The organism is Aquimarina sp. EL_43 (assembly GCF_943422735.1).
GTDB lineage: Bacteria > Bacteroidota > Bacteroidia > Flavobacteriales > Flavobacteriaceae > Aquimarina > Aquimarina megaterium.
The window spans coordinates 4,690,389-4,715,555 of the sequence record NZ_CALSBR010000001.1 but is presented as its reverse complement, the minus strand read 5'-3'; the positions used below and the strand labels follow the sequence as shown (position 1 = coordinate 4,715,555).

The 25,167-nt window shown below is 31.8% G+C and carries 20 protein-coding genes; 3 read left to right on the top strand and 17 right to left on the bottom strand.

The genetic code is table 11. From position 1 onward, the window contains the following. Positions 1-53: 53 nt before the first annotated feature. Both NNL09_RS20260 and NNL09_RS20255 read right to left on the bottom strand, forming a co-directional pair. The gene (locus NNL09_RS20260) at positions 54-2,216 is read right to left on the bottom strand and encodes a DUF5916 domain-containing protein (protein WP_025663903.1); all 2,163 of its coding nucleotides are present in this window, start codon (positions 2,214-2,216) and stop codon (positions 54-56) included. A gap of 17 nt (positions 2,217-2,233) precedes the next feature. Next, positions 2,234-2,740 (bottom strand): nuclear transport factor 2 family protein, encoded by a 507-nt coding sequence (locus NNL09_RS20255; protein WP_081748214.1) that lies wholly within the window; start codon positions 2,738-2,740, stop codon positions 2,234-2,236. 404 nt (positions 2,741-3,144) lie between these two features. On the opposite strand from NNL09_RS20255, the gene NNL09_RS20250 reads away from it, so the two are divergent. After that, positions 3,145-4,005, top strand: coding sequence for a sensor histidine kinase (locus tag NNL09_RS20250; RefSeq protein ID WP_254514265.1), 861 nt, complete (start codon positions 3,145-3,147; stop codon positions 4,003-4,005). Then, complete coding sequence (locus NNL09_RS20245; RefSeq protein WP_231389109.1) at positions 4,005-4,700, top strand: LytTR family DNA-binding domain-containing protein; 696 nt, start codon at positions 4,005-4,007, stop codon at positions 4,698-4,700. The genes NNL09_RS20250 and NNL09_RS20245 overlap by 1 nt, the downstream gene beginning before the upstream one ends. Positions 4,701-4,707: 7 nt before the next feature. Here the strand turns inward: NNL09_RS20245 and NNL09_RS20240 are convergent, their stop codons facing one another. From NNL09_RS20240 to NNL09_RS20185, 12 genes are all read right to left on the bottom strand, one after another. After that, positions 4,708-5,007 carry a hypothetical protein gene (locus tag NNL09_RS20240; protein ID WP_025663899.1) on the bottom strand — a complete coding sequence of 100 codons (300 nt, stop codon included), beginning with the start codon at positions 5,005-5,007 and terminating at the stop codon, positions 4,708-4,710. Between the two features lie 71 nt (positions 5,008-5,078). Continuing rightward, positions 5,079-6,104, bottom strand: a complete 1,026-nt coding sequence (locus NNL09_RS20235) for an SDR family NAD(P)-dependent oxidoreductase (protein WP_196910128.1) — start codon at positions 6,102-6,104, stop codon at positions 5,079-5,081. Positions 6,105-6,154: 50 nt separating this feature from the next. Further along, positions 6,155-7,918, bottom strand: a complete 1,764-nt coding sequence (locus NNL09_RS20230) for an alginate export family protein (RefSeq protein WP_196910129.1) — start codon at positions 7,916-7,918, stop codon at positions 6,155-6,157. Between the two features lie 324 nt (positions 7,919-8,242). After that, on the bottom strand, positions 8,243-9,073 hold the full coding sequence (locus NNL09_RS20225; protein WP_196910130.1) for a carbonic anhydrase: 831 nt from the start codon (positions 9,071-9,073) through the stop codon (positions 8,243-8,245). Between the two features lie 11 nt (positions 9,074-9,084). Next, the gene (locus NNL09_RS20220) at positions 9,085-9,792 is read right to left on the bottom strand and encodes a DUF2490 domain-containing protein (protein WP_196910131.1); all 708 of its coding nucleotides are present in this window, start codon (positions 9,790-9,792) and stop codon (positions 9,085-9,087) included. Between the two features lie 82 nt (positions 9,793-9,874). Next, entirely contained in the window at positions 9,875-10,249 is a 375-nt protein-coding gene (locus NNL09_RS20215; protein ID WP_196910132.1) for a hypothetical protein, read from the bottom strand. 266 nt (positions 10,250-10,515) lie between these two features. Next, positions 10,516-12,642 carry a S9 family peptidase gene (locus NNL09_RS20210; RefSeq protein WP_231389111.1) on the bottom strand — a complete coding sequence of 709 codons (2,127 nt, stop codon included), beginning with the start codon at positions 12,640-12,642 and terminating at the stop codon, positions 10,516-10,518. A gap of 245 nt (positions 12,643-12,887) precedes the next feature. Beyond that, a complete protein-coding gene (locus tag NNL09_RS20205; protein ID WP_196910134.1) occupies positions 12,888-13,253 on the bottom strand; it encodes a hypothetical protein in 366 nt (121 codons plus the stop codon). A 66-nt stretch (positions 13,254-13,319) separates the two neighbouring features. Further along, positions 13,320-14,456, bottom strand: coding sequence for a hypothetical protein (locus tag NNL09_RS20200; protein WP_196910135.1), 1,137 nt, complete (start codon positions 14,454-14,456; stop codon positions 13,320-13,322). 4 nt (positions 14,457-14,460) lie between these two features. Then, on the bottom strand, positions 14,461-14,811 hold the full coding sequence (locus NNL09_RS20195; protein ID WP_196910136.1) for a hypothetical protein: 351 nt from the start codon (positions 14,809-14,811) through the stop codon (positions 14,461-14,463). A gap of 134 nt (positions 14,812-14,945) precedes the next feature. Further along, positions 14,946-15,485 (bottom strand): hypothetical protein, encoded by a 540-nt coding sequence (locus NNL09_RS20190; protein WP_196910137.1) that lies wholly within the window; start codon positions 15,483-15,485, stop codon positions 14,946-14,948. After that, positions 15,485-17,038, bottom strand: coding sequence for a patatin-like phospholipase family protein (locus tag NNL09_RS20185; protein WP_196910138.1), 1,554 nt, complete (start codon positions 17,036-17,038; stop codon positions 15,485-15,487). Before NNL09_RS20185 ends, NNL09_RS20190 begins: the two co-directional genes overlap by 1 nt. Before the next feature lie 253 nt (positions 17,039-17,291). Between NNL09_RS20185 and NNL09_RS20180 the strand changes: the two genes are divergently transcribed. Next, positions 17,292-18,374, top strand: coding sequence for a M57 family metalloprotease (locus tag NNL09_RS20180; RefSeq protein ID WP_196910139.1), 1,083 nt, complete (start codon positions 17,292-17,294; stop codon positions 18,372-18,374). A gap of 94 nt (positions 18,375-18,468) precedes the next feature. Here NNL09_RS20180 and NNL09_RS20175 read toward each other — a convergent pair whose 3' ends face one another. The 3 genes from NNL09_RS20175 to NNL09_RS20165 form a co-directional block, all read right to left on the bottom strand. Further along, positions 18,469-22,101 (bottom strand): M1 family aminopeptidase, encoded by a 3,633-nt coding sequence (locus NNL09_RS20175; RefSeq protein WP_196910140.1) that lies wholly within the window; start codon positions 22,099-22,101, stop codon positions 18,469-18,471. Positions 22,102-22,146: 45 nt separating this feature from the next. After that, a complete protein-coding gene (locus NNL09_RS20170; RefSeq protein WP_196910141.1) occupies positions 22,147-23,046 on the bottom strand; it encodes an ABC transporter ATP-binding protein in 900 nt (299 codons plus the stop codon). 63 nt (positions 23,047-23,109) lie between these two features. Beyond that, complete coding sequence (locus NNL09_RS20165) at positions 23,110-25,029, bottom strand: ankyrin repeat domain-containing protein (RefSeq protein ID WP_196910142.1); 1,920 nt, start codon at positions 25,027-25,029, stop codon at positions 23,110-23,112. Positions 25,030-25,167 lie beyond the last annotated feature (138 nt).

Sequence of the window (25,167 nt, the reverse complement as noted above, 5' to 3'; positions counted from 1 at the left end):
TAGATTTTAACTTGTAACCTTTTATATACATTTTCCTATTCTTTTTCTTTTGATTAAAAATCAAAGCGATAATTCATTTTAAAGGCGATTCCCCAGTTTGTACGGGTAATGTTTTTATTATAATTGTCAGAAACAACCAAATATACATATGATAAAGGTTTGTATTCCCATTGTAACCTACTATTGATGTTAAAATTATCTCGCTGTGTATTGTATTGCACATAGGTAGTCCAGTTTAATCGATTAGAAAAGAAAATTTGCCCTGTAAAACGAGCTAAATGAAAAGTTTCTTTTCCTAGTAGATTTAAATCAATTTTATTAATATCATATCTTAGTTCTAAATTCGCAAAAGGTAATAACTGATAATTTAAATACGTTCCTGCAGCTATCCTTTTTCCGCTATAATAATTTCCAGTTCGAAGATTAAAACGATATCTAAATTTTTGATTGTTGGCTGAGTTGTACCCTATTCTTAAAATCCCAAAGCGGTACTCATCTGGAATTAATGAATTACCATTTCCTAATGGATCAAAACCATACTTTAAATCAACATACTCATATCTAAATACATAATATAAAGCTGATAGATTTTTAAAAAATATAGCAGAGTTTAAGAAATGTGATGACTGGCTCAATTTACCATGTTCGTCTAAATAGGTATCATTGCTATAATTTAAATAACGAATAGAGTTTACTGTTTTAGATTTTTCATAAAATTTCTGGTATTCTATTCCTACTGTAGTTTGGGTATACCCTTCTCTTACCACAACATCATTAATAGCATCATAATTATACAATCTTGGTGTAAAACCAACATCGGTTATATAGTTTTTACCTACATTTTTGATTGCAGCATTCCATTCTAATCCTCTTTTATTAAACCAAATTCCTGCATTATAAAAGTTATTGTCTTTAGAAATTCCATTATTGAAACTTTTTCCAAAATTTGCTAGGCCAAGCCATTTATTATCATCAGATTTATAATTTAGATTGATACCTGCTACTCGATTATAGTCATTTGTGAATTCAAATTTATCGGTTTGTTGTCGATTGATAAAAAAACCAGTTGTGGTAAAGTTTTTTGATAGTTGTTGTTCGGTAACAAGAGCTCCAAAATTTTCTGAAGCGATTTCATTTTCTTTATCGGTTTGTACGTTTAGAATTCCGATTCTGGTTTTTGGAGATACATTTCCTGATAATTTTAACCCAAACTGAATATCTGATTTTGCTCCTATACGTCTTGAGTAAAAAGGATTCACACCATCAACACCCAGATTTGAAAATAGGTCAGAGTTTTCGAGAAAAAAATTACGCCTTTCTGGGAAAAAAACCGAGAATCGGGTTAAGTTTGTTACTTGTTGATCAATGTCGATTTGTGAAAAATCAGGGTTTATTGTGGCATCTAATCGAAGAGAAGAGGTTACATTGTATTGTACATCCAAGCTTGGTTTAACTGTAGTTTCTGTATCATCCTCTACAACGTCATTCTGATAGTTTGCAGTAATAGACGGTGTTGTTGTAAAACGAGAATTTGATGTATTGGGTAAAGCTTCAACGGTCATTTTTTCGGTAAACCGTAAATCAAAAAGGCGATAATTACGTTTTACATTTTTTAAAATAGTCCAGGAATTATTTTTAATATCCCTAACATAAAACTGAACTCCGAAAACAGCATTATTCGTATCAAAGTTTAATGCTTTTAAGGGAATAGCTATTTCATATTGTTTTTGCTTACCGTTCATAAAGGCTTTAGCTTTCCATATCGTATTCCAACTTGTGCTAAAATCGTATCCTTCATTAATGCGTTCTACAATGCCGTCTATTTGTGTACTGTAGCTATTTACCGAAAAATAATACGCATTTTGTTGTTGATTTTGTGTATCTAAAACCATGGCAAATCCATCGCTTAATCCAATAGGAACATCTCTTTTTAAAGAACTAACCTGTGTTTTTGGAGTAGTATCATTATAAATTAAGCTTACATATAAATATTCTCCATTATGAAATAGTTGTACCGATGTTTGATTTTCTGCTAAACCTTCATCTATTGGCATATAATTATAAAAACCAGAATACTCAGGAAGTTCTTTCCAAATAGATTCATTTAACTGGCCATCTATTGTAATTGTAGCCTTCTTAAATTGAATGGTTTTTGTTTGTGCCTGAGTATGCAAAGCAGATAAAAAACAAAGTGCTATCAAAAATATTTTTTTCATATATAAAATTTAGAAACCTATAGCTTTGTAGCTGTTTTAGTAATTATTTTCCAATCACCTTTCAGCTTTTTTAATAGAAAAAGATCCATTAGTTTTGTTTTTCTCTCCGGAATAAAAATTTCGACTTTGGCTGTGGCTATATCACGATATATCTCGATTGATAGAATATTTCCTGTTCGTCCGTTATAGACTCCTTTTTTCTTATTCTTAAAATAATTGAGATAATCTACTGGAGTTAATCTTTTAAAGGTACCTTTTACTGTAAGGTATAAAGATGCATCTGCAGCAAAAGCACTTTCTAGTTTTTCTAATTCATTATAAGAACTCCCTTGAATATAATTATTAAGCGTTTTTTCAATCATTTCCTTTTCTGAAAATGAATGGTTTGTTTTGACTATTTCGTTTGTACTCTTATAAAGAAGTGTATCGTTGTTTATAATAGTTTTATCATGGTTCATCATCTTGTATTGTGATAAAACAAGTAAAAAACAAAAAGGGAACGTAGTAAAAAATAGACGTTTCATAGATTTATATTTTAAGTTTAATCAAAACTATGGTTGATACTCTTATGTTTTTTTAAAAGTAGACCGAAGAGGAAGTTCAGTCTATTAAGACCTTTTTAGGTTTTTGTAGTTATTTTTCACCTATTTATAGCCTTAAATACTAGCTTGGTAGATAAATAATCATTATACGACTAGTATAAACTATATTTGTTATTTTCTTTATGAAGTCTTTAAAAACATACTTTGACAAAACAGAAATACGACACGTATTGTTCTGGATAGGTATATTCTTGTATTTCACATTATCTGCTAATATTGATAATTATAATGGTAGCTATCTACAACTATTTGAATCTTATATCATCTTCATTGCCATACAAATACTAATAGCATACACTTGTCTATACTATTTGGTACCAAATTTTTTGAATAAAGGAAAAACAGGTTGGTTTGTTCTATGGTTGATTATTCTATTGTTTGTTATGTACGCCATGTATATATATTATAGAATATACTATTATGATGTAAGGTATTTTGACTACTATAGTCCAATAGTTCAACATTATGCAAAGCAATCTTTTTGGGAAAGACTTTTAAGTTTTTCTGTTTTTTTGAGTAAGAGTATAAAATTTTTAACCCCTACTGCCCTACTTTTAATGTTTAGGTTTTATAAAAACCAGCAGAATTATTTAAAACTAAATGAGCAAAAAAAAATAGCTGAATTGACTGCTTTGAAGAATCAATTAAATCCGCATTTTTTATTCAATACATTAAATAATTTGTATGCTCTGGCCATAAAAAAATCAGATCATGCACCAGAAGTGATTGAAAAACTATCTGATATTTTGGATTATATGTTGTATCGCTGTAATAGTAAATTTGTATCCATCCAAAAAGAAATTGAGTTGATCGAGAATTATATTGCTTTAGAAAAAATACGGTATGGAAACAGAGTTCGTATTTCTTTTAAAAATAATAGCACAGAGGATTCAAAAATAGCTCCTTTACTGCTATTAACTTTTATAGAAAATGCTTTTAAACATGGTGTGACTCAGGAACTAAAGGAAGCTTTTATTTCAATTATAATTAGTTCGGATAGCAATCATATTATTTTTAATATAGAAAATTCTAAATCAACGATATCTGTTGAAAATAAAAATCAGAGGTGTATAGGATTGAGTAATGTTCAAAAACAATTAGATTTACTGTATGGAGATGATTATTCTTTGGATATTAAGGAAGAAAGTGATAAATATTGTGTTCGTTTAATTTTGGAAGCTAAATAATGTATACGTGTTTAATAGTAGATGATGAAGAATTAGCCAGAGAGCTAATAGAAACGCATTTGAAACAGTTAGATGGTTTTGAATTAGTGGCATCTTGTAATAGTGCTATAGAAGCTAGTAAAATATTACAGCAACAATCAATTGATTTACTTTTTCTTGACATAGAAATGCCTGTATTAAAAGGCACAGATTTTTTTAAAAACCTTATTGTTAAGCCTCATGTAATATTTACAACAGCGTATAGAGATTATGCTCTTGATGGATTTGAATTGAATGCTGTGGATTATCTTTTAAAACCTATAACTTTTAGTAGGTTTTTTATGGCAACCGAAAAATTCATTTCGTTACAAAATACGCGATCAGCCTCTACCGAAATTGAAAAGACTATCCCAAAAAAGGATGATTTTATTTTTATACGCGAGGATCGAAAACAAGTAAAAGTCTTCTATGATGATATTCTATATATAGAAAGCGTAAAAGATTATATTAAGATTCATTTGTCTAATAAAACCCGACTTATAAAATATAGTTTAACAGCATTTGAAGATAGATTAGATGAACGATTTATAAGAACACATCGTTCTTATATCGTAAATCGGGATAAAATTACAGCATATACAAAACAGGATATTGAAATTAATACTATTGAAATTCCCATTGGGGAAAATTACAAAATGAATATATCTGATTTGTAGTTTTTTGTTATTCTAAAAGTGCTATTTGAAAATTGAAATGAGTATTGAGAACTGCACAATATAGTGGTTTCCCATCAGACCCCTTTCGCACACTATGATAACGCCTTTCGTTAACATATTCTCCCGCGCTTCTTTTTTGAACAGATAAAGAGATAGCATGATCTTCTTGTAATTCTTTTAAGTCTTTTACAAGTATTTCTATAAAAGAATCTGCAGCTTTCTCTCGATTAGTTTCCTTTTCTAATCTAGAACTAATTCCTCTACATAAATCTTCAAGAATTGATTCTGTAATAGTTAATGTTTCCATTATATAATGATTTAAAAATTAATATTAGTTTTTATTCGTAGTTATCGATTGTATACATAAGTACAACTACTTTAATACGCAGTAAACCCACCATCGGTAGCATAATTTGCTCCAGTGATATTAGATGCTTCTTCAGACAATAAAAATAACATAATTGCTACCTGTTCTTCGGGTGTTGCATCTCTATGGTTAGAATCTGTATACTGCAGAAGGCTTTTGGTCTTAATGTTTCCCATACCAGCATTACCTCCACTAGCTTTTACTTTAGCCATAACAAGTTGATAAGCTCGCTCTACCATAGGCGTCGCAGTATTGGCCATACACACAGAATTGATTCGTATACCATATTCTGCATAATCTATCGCTGCATTTTTTGTTAGTCCATTAACTGCATGTTTGCTTGCGACATATGAGGGAGTTCCCGAAAAACCTCGTAACCCTGCAACCGACGCGACATTAACGATTGCACCACCTTGATTTTGTGCTACCATTTGTTTTAATTCTTCACGCATGCATTTAAATACTCCTGTTGTATTTACTCGCATTACTACATCCCAATACTCATCTGTTGCTTCATGACATCGACTAAATGTAAGGTGTTTTTGTTTTTCATAGTTTATTGGGTCTCCGGGAAAGATTGCATCCATTACACCTGCATTGTTTATGGCGTAATCTAATTTACCATAAGAATCTACTGCTGTTTTAACCATTTCTTTACAGGTCTCATTAGTAGAAACATCGCCATAAACGAATTTTGCAGAACCACCATCTTTAACAATTTCATTTACAACAGTATTTCCTTCCTCTTTAAGCCAATCTATACCAACAACGTTTGCACCTTCTAGAGCTGCCCTTTTTATTGCTGCTTTCCCCATTCCTCTTGCGCATCCGGTAATAATAATTGTTTTGTCTTTAAAACGATTAGGTATGAAATATGCTGGATTAACTGGACTAACATCTTTTTTTCCTACGGTATTTTCTGAGGCTAATAATGCAGAAGCAGTTTCAGATCCTTTAGAGTCGTTAGCACAAGCCATACCAGTGCTGGCACCTATAGTAGCGAGCGTTGTGTTTTTTAACATGTTTCTTCGATTCATGATTTTTTGTTTTATTGAGTTACTAGAATATGTTTGTTACATCTAACTAATTACAGTGCGTATCGTATAAATAGCATAGTACTCCACCAATTCGATGGCTCTTCTGTCAAGGCTTTGTTTACAGCTTCACCGGGAAATGTAACTGCCACATGTCCCTGGATATAAATCTTACGAGACCAAAACACTTTGAAAGTTAGATTACCCTCTACTCCATAATCTTTGGATTCTAAAAATGAGAGTGCTGGGTTTCCTCCTAAATTTGTTAAGTTATCTGCTTTAAATAACCAAAATTGGGGCACCAGTTCAAGTTTTGGAATGGGGCGTACGCGTAATTGAAACCTGTGTGCAACTACATTTGAAATCTGCACTACTTTAAAATGATTTATTCCTTGTACCCATTGTTCTCCGTTTCCGCCAGATAATAGAGGATCCCATCGCTCAAATCGATCGGTGCTTAAATCATCACCAGAAAAACGAGCGTGGCGATAGCTTAAAGTTGGTGTCCAGGGAAGTTTTGAAAAACTCCAGCCAAACTCACCAAAGTAGCCGTATGCGCGCATTGGAAAATTTTTATTTCTTTGCAACCCACCTTCTCCGGCAATAAAAAAACCTGAATTACCTGGCGGTTTGGGTTGCCAACGAAAACGTGCATCTACAAGTTGTAGGCCTTCTCGACTAAGAACTTCTGTTGGCGTAAAATAACCAAAATCAGACTTTGGTACATACAATAAGCTCGCTCCTACAGAGAGTCCTTTTGCAGGTTGTGCTTCTACATTAATTCCTGCGATCCTTGTTTTAGAATCTACTACCGGTAGTTCATCTGGATCGAGATAGAATAATTCTAATAATGTGTTGTTGTATTTTACACTACCACGAGCCACCATATCTGCTGCCCAACGAGGGTTAGATTGTAATGCTGCTCTTTTACTACCATTTGCCGAGGTATTTATGATAAGAAACCCATCTCCAAGGGTAAAGCGTTGTCGACCAATAGAGGCATTTACTACAAGTCGATTACCATTTTCCCAGATTTTTCCTGTAATTAAACCAATATATGCATCCTCAACACCGATATAACCTCTTGTCTTGTTTGTGAATAGCTCTTGTCCTTTAGAACCGCTTACTATTGCACTAAGACCGGCATATATATGAAGATTATTATGTAATGGAGTAATTCCATAAGTTCCCAAATGAGTAAATCCTTCGACCCAATCGTCATATCCATCTCCCGAGGGTATCCCCGATACTAATGGGTTGCCATCAAGAAGTGCGTCGGGTCTACCGTACCATGCATTCGTATTGCTATAATGAATTGCAAGCGCTTCAAGTTTTAAGCGAATAAATGTAGATCCAAAATTGTATAGCTTTGGAAGGTCATTAATTTTTCCTGACGTTACAAATCCGGTTTTTGTCGATTCGCCAACTTGATTTCCTAAGGTTACATTAATGGTAAGTATAATTCCCCCAATTGCCCCAAACCCTACTTCTATTTTGGTTGTAGCAATCTTAGGATCTTGACGTGATCGAGATAAAGAAAATTCGATATGATTTCTTAAAAATCGATTATCAGGAAAAGTCTTTAAATCTTGACGTATTTTGTCACGAATCCGATTATTGAGTATAGAATCATTTGATGGGTTAGTAATTATGATTTTAACTTCTTCAATTCTTTTATTATGGTAAGGATCAACATCTCCGACACCCTGCGCAATGGTGGTGCCAAATGAAAATGTGAAAATAAAAACTGTAATTCTTAATAAATCTAATTGTTTACTGAGACAGTTTAATAGGTTTGGTTTTATAAGAGTAGTCATATCCGAAGGTCATTGTAATATTCTATTATATTTCTGACAATCTAATCTATATCAAAAAAACAATCTTAATTAGTACGAAATGAAATGAACCACTTATAAATATACAAAAAACAAAGCATGTTTTTATACATACAACTCTTATAAAAAACTTAATTTTCAATGCTTTACACTCGATATGTACATGATATATTTCATAACCTTCATTTATAGCTTTTAGTATGAATGAGACCAGAATCCATCAATTTTGCATATTACTAAAAATGGATTCTGGCCTCATTCATTACTATAATAACAAGTCCCTTTCTGTTTTATATTTCGACCCGATTATTTTGTCATTTTCACTTCTCTTCCATTTAATGGTTGTTCATTTCTATAATTATTTAAAGGCATCAGATCTCTTAAGATATTTACTTGTTCTAAAGATATTGTGATGGGTTCTTTAAAAATGACCCAGTTTACACCTTGAGTACATGGTGGTGTGGTTAATGATCCTATATAGGTATAATATCCTTTATTTTTAGGAAGATTATAACTAAGATTAAATGGCTTTCCTATAGTTTTAGTTTCTCCTTTTCTAAGAGGTAAATAGCTTTCTAAAAACCTAAAAGGAGCGCTGGTTTGACCTTCTTTTGCCATTACAGCAAGCACTAAGTATTCGCCTTTAGAATTGGTATGTACCATATGTATCACTATCGGATATCTAATACCATTTATGGTATGTTCTGAAGATTCGTGAAAATGAATTTGTTTCAAATCATATTTTTCATTGTGATATATAAGATAATCTCCTTCTTCAAAATTATATTGAATGGAGTGACCATTATTAACTACATCATGTATTTTGGTATTTGATACATAATGAATAGCTAAAGGCTTTAAATTAGTATCGACGATTGCATCTAAACTCACAATATTTATAGGAGATTGATACTTTCCTCCACATTCTGAATTCTTTTCAATTTCTGCCCAATGTTCTGGACTTGTTTCTCCTACATAACTCCAATGTTTTTTTACGTGATCAGTTGTCGAAGTAGTTTTTCCTTTAGCAACTTCTATAGAATGCTCTCTTTTAATTTTTTCTTTTGTATTCGTACAAGAGGATACTATTATAGCCGTAATTACAGCTATAAATACTGTATTATTAGTGGTTTTCATTTCTTTTATCTTTAAATATGAAACTTAAGTGTTGTTTGTAAAATCTGGTTACTTCTAAAATGATCTGCTGTTGGCATATAATCATTCATATAGCCTAGCCCTATAGATGTGTTTTTTAATATTGGATAGGATATCCCAACATAAAACCAGTTTTGATTTAAAGATTTAGGAACAATCCCCGAATCTGTATTCAACCATATTTCATCAAAAACAGCTGCTTTTATTTTTGTATTATTATATACTGTAAACAAAGGAATTTGAAATGTAAAACGATATCTAAATCGCATTTTATAATCTGTTTCATTTGCTTTGAAAACATTAGGAGTTACTTCTACAAACTGTTCAATGAAACGTTGTTCAAATCTAAATCGATGTTTGAAATTGGAATTTCCTGATGTATGAGATAATGTTACCTGTTCCCAAACATTGTTTTCATTAAAATTATGCGTAGCCCTATAATTCTTAGCAAAACTATAGCCAATTCCAAAATCCAGAGTTGTATTGAATTTATAATGTATAGATGGCCTAATTAATATTTGTTGCCAATTTTTTAAAAAGTCTGTTCGCCTAAAATGAGCTTCATTTTTTATATAAACCTTATTGTTTATAGTATAATCGATAATTAGAGAACTCCAGGAACTATAACTTTTTTCTGTAGTCGAGTTTTGACTAAATACTGTTATTGGAATAATAAACAGTATGATTTTTATATATTTCACAATATTATTATTAAAATTAAATATCAAAATCGGGAACTAACAAAAGTTAATTCCTAACATTTAAGACTTATAAATAATAACTTTATGAATATACTTTTAGGCAGCAGTACAGAATATAGTATTTGCCTTTTGCAGTGGGAAATTGATAATTTTTTTGATTAAAATTATCATTGTTTTTAGTAATAATCTTTTTGTCTTGAAATGCACAAAAAGCGCTTTTCACATATTCTTCTTCCTCTTCCCTGTCTTCAAGTTCATTTAAGTCCAGACTATCGATAAACGTTTGACCATCATGCTCATAGTCTGTATCATTATCTATACTATGTATAGAAAAAGATTCGATTACTAAATTGTCATGAGAAATAGTATCTGCATTAGCTTTATTACCTAAAAAAAGTGCAGATACCAGAGTTATTAATACTCTAAATGAATAATATTTAACTAAGGAAAGATTCATTGTATGAACAAAAGTATCTATTTAGAGTAATACGTTATCTGCAGCACAGTTGTTTTTAACACAAACTTTAACACCTTTTTTCTCTTACACCATATTTTTTATGTGATGCACATTACATTTTTTTATTAATGTTAGAGTATATTCCATAACGGTATTTATATCATATAGATAATCTTTTGGTTTCTTTATAATTGTAAAATAAAGATGAAAACAAAAGCCAGTAAGAATGTGTTCTTACTGGCTTTTGTTTTTATTTACTATAATATTTATTCCTTCATTCCTTCAAGATCCATCATAAAGGCATAAGAAAGAGCAGTACGTTTGTAACGTTGAAAACGTCCTGAAGCACCTCCGTGACCTGTTTCCATATCACAATCCATGATAAGGAGATTATCATCGGTTTTCAATTCACGCAATTTAGCAATCCACTTTGCAGGTTCCCAATATTGTACCTGGCTATCCCAATATCCTGTTGTGATCAACATATTTGGATATGCTTTTGCTTCAACATTATCATAGGGAGAGTACGATTTCATATACTCATAATATTCTTTATTCTTAGGATTTCCCCACTCATCAAATTCAAAAGTGGTTAGCGGTATAGTTTCGTCCATCATAGTAGAGACTACATCAACAAATGGTACAGCTGCTACAACACCGTTCCATAGTTCGGGTTTCATATTTAACACAGCTCCCATCAATAAACCACCGGCACTACCACCCATTGCATACATATGTTCTGCACTTGTAAAACCTTCTTTTACCAAAAATTCTCCACAATCAATAAAATCGGTAAATGTATTTTTCTTTTTAAGTAGCTTTCCATCTTCATACCAATGCCTTCCCATTTCCTGTCCTCCTCTAATATGCGCCATGGCATATACAAAACCTCTATCTAATAAACTAAGTCTGTTAGATCTAAAAAATGGCTCAGTACTGCTTCCGTATGAACCATAAGAGTAGAGTAACAAAGGAGTATTAGCATTTCTTTGTACTCCCTTTTTATATACTAAAGAAATAGGAACTTTTACACCATCTCTTGCTGTTGCATAAAGACGTTCTGATACATAGTTGTCTTTAGAAAAATTTGGGTCTACTACTTCTTCTTCTTTTAATACTTTTCGTTCCTTAGTATCCATATTATACTCGATAGTACTATTAGGAGTCGTTAAAGAGGTGTATCCATATCGTAAAATATTGGTATCAAAATCTAGATTAGTAGTAGGATATGACACATATGCCGGATCATTAAACTCGATATAATGATCATTATCTCCATTCCATTTCATAATACGAATAGTACGTAATCCATTAACACGTTCTTGTAAAACCAAATGTTCTTTAAAAAGCACAAAGCCTTGTAGTAGAATATCTTCGCGATGTGGAATAACATCTACCCAGTTTTCCTTAGTAGTAGCTGTAACGGGTGTTTTTACTAAACGAAAATTCTTAGCATCAAGATTCGTTCTTATATAAAAATGACCATCATAATGATCAACACCATATTCTAAATCTCTTTCTCTAGGCTGAATGATCTTCCATTCATCATTAGGAGTATTGGCATCTAAATATTGATACTCTGTAGATAGCGTCTGATTACTACCAATCATAAGATATTTATCGGATCTAGATTTAAATATAAAACAGCTAAAAGTTTCATCTTTTTCATGAAAAACTAACTCATCTTCAGATTGATCTGTTCCTAATACATGTTTATATATTTTATCTTGTCTAAGTGTTACAGGGTCTTTAGAAGCATAAAAAACAGTTTTATTATCATTTGCCCACACAGCTCCTCCTCCTGTATTTTTAAGTTCATCAGAAAGTATTTCTCCTGACTCTAAGTTCTTAAAATAAACTACATAACGACGTCGTGAAACGGTATCTACACTATAGGCCAAAAGTTTATTATCCGGACTTACAGATCGACCTCCTATAGCATAGTAAGCATGATCTTTTGCCAGTTCTGGTCCATTAAGCATAATTTCTTCTTTACCATTGTCTTCTATTTTCTTACGACAGTATAAAGCATAATCCATGCCTTTTTCATATCGAGTATAATACGAGTAACCATTATCATTGTAAGGAACAGAAGAGTCGTCTTTTTTAATACGTCCTACAATTTCATCATACAGTTTTTTCTGCAAACCTTCTGTATGTTTCATTGCCTCATCCTTGTAATGGTTCTCTGCATTAAGATAATCCAGTACATCCTGAGTCTGCGCATCAGGTGTTTCAGCATTTTTTTGCTTATCACTTAGACGCATCCAAAAGTAATTATCGATACGTGTATCTCCGTGCGCTTTTAACTCTTCGGCAACCTTTTTGGCTACAGGAGCTTCGATGGATTCATAGGGTTCTAAATCAGGTTTTTTTTCTGTATTACATGCCATAAAAAACATTGTAAAAATTAGAAGTGAATAAATGAATTTAGTTTTCATAAAGTATTTAAAATTAGTTTTTAATAAGCCTCTTTTAAAATTGTTGCCACAATTTAGATTATAAAATGTGAAAAATGTATAAAAAAAATATAATTATTAGTTTCCAGACCCATTTATTGTTCTAAAACAACACATTTCACATTACCTTTTATCTCTATGAATGAGTAGTACTAAAAATTATATGTAGAAATTTAAGGTTATACATTTTTATAGTCTAGAATAGCAGTAAGCATAGCTTGTAAGGTTACATTTTCTTCTATTGCAGAGCTTGGAGAAATTGTACGATTAAGATCTAGTTGCCCATCAGATATTATTAACTTGTTACTTTTGATAATGGTAGTTGTAATTATAGAAGCCTCTTGTAATTGAGTATTCGATATGTTTTTTTGGGTTTCTTGTGATACCAAAGCGGCTTGTTTAAGTTGATTAAAGTAATTAACAACTTCTGAGGCTGTTAATTCATTTCCCTCTGCATTAAACTTTATAACTTTATAATCATCACGATTTTGGATACTGGCAATTGCAGAATCAATAGTTTGAATTAACTGGTGTACAGCATTCATAGGGTTTTACTTCTTTTTTTATTAAAAAAATTGATTACTTGCGATTTGTAGTAGTTATTATAATCATTATTCTTTCATAGCAACTTTACCTCCAAAATTTACTCCCCAATTTATTCCAAATACAGTAACCAAATTATCATCTACAGGGAAATCTTTTCCAAAGCCACCAATCAATGTAATATCTTTCGAAAGCGTGTATTTTAAAGTCCCTACAGAACGTTCACTATTTATGCTTCCGCTACGAGAAATATATTCGTATGCCAGTGAAAATCGATCTATTTCAAGTTCTACTTTTGCTCCCAGATCCCGATAAAACGTTTTAAAGAATTGGTCATTTGCATCAATATTAAATTCATCCTCAATATACCTGGCAGTTACTAGTACATTTAGATAGTTATTTCGTTCACTATCTGATCCTTCATTTAGAACCAAACTTCCTTGTCCTGTAATCCAGCTCCCAAGACGATTAGCAGTACCAGAATCTATTTTATCTCCCTTAAACAATGCGCTATATCCAATAGCGCCATCTACACTAACATAGGGCTTAACTGTCTTTTTAAACTCTTTTAATTGTGGGCGTATTCTCTCTTTTTCTTTTTTATAATGCTCGATAATGGCTTTCTCTGCTATTGCTCGTTTTACAGGATCATCTCCGCTAGCATCTGCTAATATATCAACAGGAGGATTATCAAGATTTTTAAGAATATCACCAACTTTTTTTGCTTCTTCGTATATTTTGTCCTTATCATAAAAACGTAACAAAGTTGTACGTAATCCTACCGCATAAGTTTTTCTTTTACCTACAATACCTTCAAATTCTTTATCAACATAAGCAAAAGATAAAGTTGTTGTGTTTAATCCTCTAAATGGTTTTTGCTTTACCTCTCCTGTGGTTTGATCCTCTTCTATACCAATATATTTATAGTAGGTTCTGTTCTTGCTCTTTCGATTGATAAAAAAGTAAGGAGCTACTTCTATAGAAAAGCTTTCTCCAAAGTTATTGAATACGTGTAGTGCTAATGCTTTAAGATTAGTAGGTGTATAAATTTCTGTTGGAGATTCTCCTACTAATGAAAACGCAGGAGAACTTGGATTACTCATTGTAAAATCGCTCAGGTTTTGATCCGTTTTGCCTTCTTGTGTCCAACCAGAAAATGATAGACATACACATAGAATTATATATAAGATAGATTTGTGGTTCATTGTTTTAATTTTTTACTAGTTCAACAACAATAAAAACAATGAAAAACTCATCATCAATTTTTAGTTTTTTACCTTCATAACTTTGTTCATTCCCATCATCTTTTAGAGTAATCTTAAAAACAGTATTTTCTAAGATTGGATCAATATTTTCATCGGTTACAAAGCAATTTGTTACTACATTAAGTTTTTTATTTACGATATCAGTACTATTACCTAAGTTGGTAGAGAAGTTGTATGTGCTACTCTTTTTTAGGATCTTACTATCTAATTTAACATTGGTACCTACCAAGGCTTCGGTACTAATTTTTACATTAAGTTTTACCTCAGAATTAGTACTCATTTTAAATGTTTTCATGGTTATATATTTATATTTTGTAGTTGGTTCTTAATTTAATAGACTGTTTTCAGTGTATTACATCAAAAATACCAATAAAAAGGTATTTTTGATATGAGATTCGGTGTTAATATTTGTAGACAAAAGACATTTAATCACTTTGCTTTTTTAGGAAAAAAAAGAATTTCGATCCATCTTTCCATAATTAATACAAAATAATAAAGTGAAATCGTTACTGTCATTAATATAAAGAAGATCACAAAAACCCATTTCAGCCTAACAAACCAATAAAAAACAGAAAAAATATTGGATGTATTTTTACTAGTGCTATTACTAATCAAATCCACTAAATACAAACCAGATATATTTTCTATACTATCAAATATCCCAGGGATAAAACAAATAATAAAAAACCAAGGGCTAAGTGTTAAGCTTAAAGTTTTCTCAAAAACTCGCAACGAATAATAGAAAAGAAATGAATATGCTATAATAAAAACAAAATCATAATATGTATTATTCTCGAAATACAATGGTTTTTTTACTAATTCATTAAACTCTATTAAAGAATTGGAAAATTGAATATTGATAAGATTCTCTACTTGTATTGATGGAATATACGCAAACAAGACACCTAATATCACAACTAGTACTACACTGATTTTCCATAGGTTACTATAAAATTTTAGCTTTTTCATTAATTCAGGTTTTTAATTTTTTCTTCGCGTATATCTTTATAGATTTTCCAGTCAAATTGTTCAATTTGCCTAATCGCAGCATCAACACCTTTATTAAATAGCTTTGCTTTTTCTACATCATCCATCCAAAAGTCTAACCAATTATGATCTTTTGTATCTACTGTCACTACCCTTTTCTCGATTTCTCTATTATTAAATAGAAAATCATTATCATAAAAATTTCTGAATGTACTTATGAAAGATGTGACATATCCAATTAAAGTAATATCTTCTAGTGGTTTTATGTTTTTTGCTGGATCTTTATTTTCTTTTTGATCACCCACTATTCTCTCACTAAGAAGAACACCAAAGGTTGGAAATCTTGGCACAACATTGTCTTTTCTATGAAATTCGCGAATAGGAAAATTAGAGAGCATCCCTCCATCTACAAACCTTGCATTAAGTTTTACTAAATTTTCTGCATTCTTTTCATTTTTGTAGTGTTCTTTACCCGGAGTAAAATTTTTATAAATAAAAGGAATCGACATCGTTGCTCTTAAAAATGCTGCAGGTTTTATATTTCCAGGAGTAGTCCAGTAATCATCTGCTCTCTCAGGAAATTTCACAATACGATTATGAGTTAAATTAGAAGTAATTAGTACTAATCGCGGTTTATCACCTTTTTTAGCTTTAACCAATTGCACCTGTCCCATTCTTTTTGTAAGATCATTTTTGGTTTCTATTTCTATAGATAATAGAAGATTTTCTGCCCAACTATAAAATCTTTCCCCAGTGTTAATACCAAAATCCTTGTCTAATATTTTTACAAAAAGGATATAAATAAATAGCAAAAGCGCAGCTACATTTAGCGTTCCTATTATAAAATCAAAAAGTCGAAGTTCTGTTCCCGAGATTCCGTTTGCAATATTAAAAACAATACCAAAAAGGCCATATATCCCTACAAGAAACCCAATAGAAAAAACACCTAAAAAAAGTTTTAAAATAATAGACTTGTAGTTTCTAAGTAATTTTTGCTGTAACCACCCTATTATTCCATTTTTCTCCATGAACTTACTAAAATCTGTATTTGCAATGATATGTGTAAGGATTTCAGACTTAGTAGCTTGATGTGGTTTATCATTATATTGAAATTTTGAATCTTCGTCATATATAGCATTAGGAATAGATGCCAAAAATAAAGCATTGATTGCTCCAGCACTTGTTCCTCCATGACTATAAAAACGAATACCTATCTTTTCCATAATATAAGTATACCCTAATAATGCAATCCCATACATTCCACCACCCTGTTGAACCAAATCGACAACTGGTCTTTCTATAGGTTTTCCTGCATAATTATCATGAACAGTGGCATCAGATATGAGCTCTTTTTTTATAAGACCATCAGCAGTAAATTTATTCTTTAATTTGCGTTGCGGGTCATTGATTGCGTTTTCTAAAATTTCATTTGCTGTAGTAAAAAAACGAGTTGTTCTTTTTATATTTTCTTCATCATGTAGGGAAATATTAGATGTAGTAGAAAAGCCCCCCATGATTTGTTTTTGTATACTCATTTTAGAAATTACTTTTTATTGCTGTTACTATAAAATCAGGGTGATATTACAAGACGATTGAAGTATTTAAATTTAATAAAAATCTACTTCTAAAAAAAGAGGTAAATCCCCCTATTTTTTTAGAAGTATAAAAGTATTTGGGATGCTTAATCGAAATAAAATAAATATTAGTAAGTATTTTTATGAAAAAGGAGAATAATTTGACCTGAACACTCCTAAAAACAAAGTAAGGCATAACCAAAATACTCTTAAAATGAAAAACTCATTAAAAAACCTATTAATTTTAAGCTACCTTTTCATCCTTCTCTTTGGATGTTCAAAAGATAGCTTACCAGACAACGAAAATTTGGTAGAAAATGGAAACGATTCTGTATTTAAAACCATAGTTAACTTAGGGTTTTCAGAAAACGTTATTGAAGATCAAGGAAGCTATTATTTGGTTGATGGAGATATTGTTTTTTACAAAAACAAAAAATACCATTCTCAATCAATAGACCCTGTAACTAAACAAAGACGACATCCTAACTCTGTAACGATTAGTAATATTAATGTATATATAAATCCGGGAATGAATTTGGCTTGGAGAAATGCATCTACAGCTGCTATTAATCGTTGGAATGCTCTTAATTCTAGTCTCAATTTAAATATTACAGCATCTACAGCTAATGCACACATTCGAATTATGTATGATTCTCAAGATCCTAGTGTTACTTTGGCTAACAATGTTTTTGGAAGAGGAGAATTTCCTACAGCTAACGGCTTGCCGGGGGTAAGAATATGGATAAATCCTGATTTTGCATCTAATGTCTTTTGTGGTGGACCTATAACCCAAAATATGAGAATCTCTAATGTACAACATGAATTAGGGCATAATCTGGGTATTACCCACACCAATCAGGCTTTTGGAAGTTTAATCCCGGGAACACCAGGAACAGATGCACAATCTGTAATGAATGGAGGACAAGCCTGTACTATAAACAATTTTAGTGCTGGTGATATCACTGCTATAGAATACTTATATCCAGTTGCCTGGGTAGGATTACCAAAAGCATATACCAGATTTCCTGATCCAACAATATGTACAAATGTTTTTGTTCAGCAAGATCCATATATGCTACCTGTATCCCCAGGAGCAGATACTTATGAACTCACTTCTAATTCACCCAATCTTTATGTAGATACCAATGTTAGCCCGGGACACATAATAACTATGATTGCTAATCAAGCCGGTAATTATACGATTACACTCAAAACTACCAATCAATATGGTAGTAGTTATGCAACAATATATGTTACTGCAATACAGTGTAATGGCGGTGGTGGAATCGGATTTTAATTTATTAATCTGAAATTCTAAGAAAGTTAACCTCTACAGTTAGATACTGCAGAGGTTAATTTAATTGTTTTTATAATCAAACGATCTTGTTATTTTACTTCGCCTTGGTAAGCATTTGTAGATTGTTTTCAATTTTTCTGTCGATTAGTTTACTCAACGGGTCAATACCTGCTTTGACAGGTTTTTTATTTACAAGAATCTCTAATTGTGTTATCTGGTCTGTAATTTTGTGTTTCTCTAAATAGATCAACTCTTCTTTTCCATCAGATCCTTCTCCATAGATACCAATATCAATCCAATCTTGTGTCGATATAGATTTTTCTATTCCTTTATTATCAATACGGTATTTTGTAACATCTACTGTTAGGTTTACTTCATATTTATTTTTTGAAAGCTCTTCATATACTCCTTTGGTTGTTTTATTTTCATATAGTGTCACTGTTTCGAATAAATCAACAATAATATATTGTAGATTATCTGGTGTGACTTCTCTAAAATAACGAAGTAAATCTCTTGTAGTTGGATATCTTTCTGTCTTTGTTTTTAATAGACCATCGTAGCTGTTCCAATCTCTAATAAAATTTCTTAAGGCGAGATTTACTCTATCTTCTCCGATATAATCCTGCAATGCATATAGATTAACCAATCCTTTACCATAATGAATATATTCTTGCCCAGATTCTACTAACGACAAAGGCGTTTCACTTATTTGCTCTCCTGCCCTTCCGATTAGATAGCGGTTCATTTGTGTTCGAATAAATCGCCTTACTTTCTCTTCGGGATAAGCCTCTTTTAGTACCATAATGGCAGAATATTGTGCCAAAGCTTCAGATATCATTGATTTTCCTTGCACAGATGCAGGATTTACCTGGTGGCCCCACCATTGGTGTGCCAGTTCGTGTGCAGTTACATAAAAAGCCATATCTACATCATCTTTATCGTCAATCTTCAACAAGAATCCGATCCCTTCAGAAAAAGGTACTGTGTTTGGAAAAGATTGGGCAAAGGTCTGATAACGAGGAAACTCTAATATTCGCATTTGCTTGTATTGATATGGTCCGAAATGCTCACTAAAATAATCAAAAGACATTTTCATTCCTTTCATCATTCTTTTCAAATTATACTCATGTCCTTTGTGATAATAAATTTCAAGATCAACGGCATTACCCAAACTATCATGAGTAGGCATCCACTTATCTTTTAATACTTCGTACCTGGCAGAAACAATAGAATAAAAATTAGACATGGGTTTATCCATTTTATAATGAAAATAACTACGATTATTTTCTTTCCATTTTTTCTGTAAATACCCGGGAGCAATAGCGATTTGATCATTATCAGTACCTATAACTATTTCAAAATTAATTTCTTCTCCATCACCTTTAGACAACCCTTCTTTAATTGCATATGGATCATCTATTTTGGCTCTTCTATCTCTGGGTTTCAAGCCATGTTTCTTACGCTCATCATCATCACGTAATTCATGGCTTCTATTGTATCCCAATGTTGGAAAATGAAAATTGTCGAAAAATGTTCCGTTATAAATGATTCTTGTGCCTGATTTCTCAACAAAACCATTTGTGGTAAATGTTTGTTTAAACTCCATTTTAAGAGAATCTCCAGGTTTCAGAGGTTCATTTAATGTATAGATATAATAACTATACTCTTCATTATCATTATTTATGGTAGCTCCTTTTTCAAATTTGATATATTCGATTGCTACCTGATAATTTGGTAGTTTTTGAATATGAACCTCATTAATAGCTGTATCATGAGTATTAGTCAATACATAATACCCTTCTGCCGTATAATCTCTATCAGATGGAAAAAGATCTACTTTTAGGTTTACATCTACAATTTTTGGTTGTGGCAAATACTCAAAATGCTTAAGTTTTTTCTCATAATTTACTCTATACATGTTCTCTTCCTTCGGAAATGAATATTCATTAAGAACATTAGTATTATAAAAAATGTAACTTCCTAATAAGATAAAGATTAAAATAGTAACGGTTCCTAGCTTTATCAAAGGTTTTGTCAATCGTTGTTTACTTAGTTTCCAACGTTTTTTCATTTGTGTTTCTGTTCCCCGCACCGAAAAGATGACAGCAACAATAAACAGAATAATAGAAAATAATATCCAATATATTTTGAAACTTATATAGGGCCATAGATAATGTCCATAACCATTCATATCTGAATATGTTCCTAAATCACCCGCACCAAAAGTGTATAATCCATGATCTAATTCTAATACTTCTAATAAAATAAAAGCAACAAAGAAGAAGATAACAACCATAATATGTCCTAGGAATTTATGGTTTGTTAGCACCTGGAAGAAAAAGGAAACAAATGTTAAAAGAATAAGAAAAGGGAAAATTTCAATAAAAAATCCTATAAAATACACATCCAATTCATAGTTGTAATACCCACTAAGAGTTTGAAAAACAATACCTGAAAGTATTAGAGTTACCATTAACACTACATATATGAGCATAAGTCCAATAAATTTACAAGCCAAATTGATAAAATCAGACATTGGGATAGCATCATAAATACCACTTAATTTCGTGTCCCTCTCTTTCCAGACAAGTTCTCCAGAATAAAATAAAAGAATCATTAAGAAGAAATATATCGATAGTTCCTGAAGTTCTTCTACTATGATATATGTGGCAGGATAACTATTAACACCATAAGAGGTTCCTAAATTAATAGAATTGATAAATATTATACTCACCCCGCATAAAACAATGGCCCAGAAAGAAGTTTCTTTAAGAATTGATTTAAAATTAAATAAAACGTGCTTCCAAAATTGAAATATACTGGCTTTGGTACCAAAGTATAGGTCAGCCTTTGGAACCAGACTATTCGTATTGCTTACAATAGTTTTATTTTCTTCCTCAGAAATAGCAATTAATTTCTTTTTTGAAGCTTTACCTCTAATCAAATTGAAATTAAACTTATAATATCCTATTGCCAAAGTAATTATCCCTATTGCTATCCATAACAACCTGTTATATAACAGTACTCCTTCTACAGGAAGCATTAACGTACTTTTTTCTGCTTTGGTCCAGAATTGAGTTACTATACTAATAGTTTGAAAAGAAAATGGGTCGAGAAGAGCTGCAAAAAAACGATGATCTGGGTTTTGTAATAATGTAAGCGTTACGATATACGCCATTAACAAAAATACCCCCTGAATATATACTACCATTAATTTTCGACTTAAAGCGCCTCCAACATAGAAAACTGCCCCGCAAAAGAATATATTAGGTATAACCAGATATAAGAAGGGTTGTAAGTAATGCCAGAAATTAAAAGGTAACATAATATCTGCGTCTCGCCATGGCATAAATTGACCTAGCATAAGTCCAAAAAGCAAGCCACTGAAAATACATAATAATATAATGAATGACCCAATAAAACGCCCGATTAGATAATCTCGTTTTTTGATTGGATTTATAAACATCAGAGACTCCATATTATGATCAAAATCTCTTAAAGCAGCTACTCCCATAATCATAGAAGTGATCATTGTAAAAAAAGCTGAGACAATTGCCATTATTCTTGCTATATCCAGAGGAGAGTTTGTACCTAAGGAGCTAGAATTCTTATCCATAAGAACATCTGCCGCTACAATTGAAAATAAAAACACAATCGCAAAGTATATATAGGTATCAGGGCGTTTGGCTCTGTACTTTATTTCGAATTTTAGTATTTCGTACCACATAATGTTATTGAAATTAGATTGAAATGAAAAATATTAGATCTGTTTTTATAATAATGGTAATGCATTTTGATGTTGATCTCCACCAAAAATCTGTGAGAAATACACATCTTCTAAATCTGCTTGAATAGGTATAAATCCATCTCCCGGATCGTTATCACTAAGGACATGAATGATGGGTTTACCTAACAAGAATTTTTCTGCAATTACCACATGATGCTGTTTGTAACTCTCTAATTCATTTTTCTCAATTATCTTTTTATATACCCTGCCTTTTAATTGCTCGATAGCATGTACAGGATTTCCTTTCAGAAGCACCTCTCCCCGATTAACAATAGCCATATCTGTACACAATTCTTTAACATCATCAACGATATGAGTAGAAAGGATGACAACCGTATTTTCGCCTAACTCACTTAGTAAATTATAGAATCGGTTTCTTTCTGCAGGGTCAAGACCAGCAGTAGGTTCATCTACGATGATAAGTTTTGGATTAGAAAGTAATGCTTGCGCAATACCAAAACGTTGTTTCATTCCTCCAGAGAAACCACCCATATTCTTCTTTCTATGTTCGTACAAATTCGTTTTATATAAAAGTGCCTTAACCACTTCTCTTCTTTCCTTAGTATTTATCAATCCTTTAAGTACCGCCAAATGATTCAGTAATACTTCTGCAGATACCTTAGGATATACTCCAAACTCTTGTGGTAAATACCCTAATACTTTTCTCAATTCATTTTTTTGAGTTAATACGTCCAAATCCCCAAAAGTGATTGTACCTTCATCTGCTTCCTGAAGTGTGGCAATAGTTCGCATTAGTGTAGATTTCCCTGCACCATTAGGTCCTAATAATCCAAACATTCCCGTACCTATTTCGAGGCTTAGGTTGTTAATGGCTTTTACTCCGTTTTTATATGTCTTTGTTAAGTTTTTTATGACTAATTCCATAATTGTTCGTTTTTTGATTGAAGTTGTTAAATGAGATATACAGTGCTGTATTATTTTTAGCTATTAATTTTCTTCAGATACTATAGGGAGTTTTTCACCAGAAAGGGTTCCACGAGTAAATTCACCAGATTGCCACAATAGAATTTCACCCATTTTTCCACTTTTCATATTTGCATCAATCACAATTACTTTTCCCTGGTAACGTGTTTCAATCTGTCTATGTGTAGTATGGCCAACAATGATATGTGTTACCGCAAAATGTTGTAGTAATTGATCAATTTGTTTTGTAGTAGCCAGTTCTCCCTGAAAATACCCTCTATAATAGATAGGACCATTATTTCTATGTAGAAAAGTGCCGAGATCATTACGTGCTTCGGGCAATTCACTAACTACCAACTGTTGTTTAAATTCTTTATTGATTTGATCGATTGAAACCCCTTTTGATACGAGATCCGGATGAAATCCGCCATGGGTAAATAGAAGATTATTTATTTTAACCAAAACAGGTCGTGTTCTTAACCAATCTCCCAGAACACTGCCTTTAGCAAAAAGAGATGCTAAAGGTTTACCTAGTATGTTTGCAATGTCCTTGTATTTAGGATGCACAGAGCGTAAATTTCCATTAAGAACCATTACATCATGATTTCCTAATAATACATGTAGTTTTCCTCCTCTTTTTTCTGCTTGTTTTTCTAAGTCATACAAAAACCATAGTACTTCGGTCACATGAGATCCTCGATCAAAAATATCCCCAGTAACGACAACATGACCATTACCAAAGTTCCATTTTTGATTCTTATCGATAATACCATTACGTTGTAATAATTGTATAAATACATCGTATTGCCCATGAATATCACTAATAGCAGCAATTTTAAATTTACCATTGTACTCTAGTTTTTCTACTTCGGCAGGATTACTATCCCATAAAGTTGCTTTCATCCCATTGTATTCAATAACATGAGGAGTTTTATTGCTGATTTTTTTGGTGTGCTTTTTTCCTTCACTTATCCAAACAGCAATACGTTCTGTTTCAGATTCTGTTTCAGATTCGGTTACGTAAGGGCCATCAGAAGGCTCTTTATAAGGTACTTTCAATACTTCTAAAATGTCTCTGATATTATCTTCTTTTGCTAAATCGATAGCTGTGTATTCATTATTGATTTTAATACTGGGATCTGCTCCATGATTTAGTAGCACTTTAACCGCTTCTTTATCTCTGCTTTTAATGGCAATTGCCAGTGCAGTTTGTTTTTTACTGCTCACATAATTGATTTCTGCTTTATGATCGATGAGTTCATTAATAATTGTATAGTTTCTATATGCTACCGCATACATTAGTGGTGTAATACCATCAGAAACTAAATTTGGGTTCGCACCACGATTCAATAAATACTTGGCGATCTTATGAGTTCTATCGTTTTTTATAGCATACAAAAGCAACGTATATCCTTTATCATACCTCTCATTAATGTCATTACCTTTATCTAAAAAAATGTTAACAGCTTCTACATTACCGAGTTTAATATTTTGATGGATATCATTTGAGTTTTTAACCGTTTTGGTTGTATTGAATCGTTTCCTAATCTGTTCCTCGGTCAATTCCCGAGTCATATTTAAAGTAAGTTGTTTTCCACTTTTAGAACTCCAGATACCTGTAATTCCTTTTTCTGAAATTTGACCAGAATAGCTTCCTTCAGAATGTATTTCAAAACCGAGTGTTGTATCGGTAATAACAATATGCTGCATTGGTAATGTTGCAACTCCTTTAGAAGCTGGTCCCATAAAACCAATTAGTTTACCTTGATCTGATTTTTCGAAACGCCAGATAATACCAATTGATTTATTTTCATTAATAACGATATTACCATCCCAGTTTCCTAGGATACTGTCACTGGGAATTTGCTCTTGAGCTGTGGTGACCGTACTAAATATTAGTAGTAGTATGAAAGAATAAACAAAGTTAAATACGTGTGTTCTCATAATGTATGAATGAAATTTATAATGGTTAGTATTTGTAAGACTGCTCATTTTGATTGAATTATTTGATCAAACATAATAGTCAAACCAAGTAGTATTATGATAAATGTGATAAGCTTGGTTTGATTAGGGACACAAAGG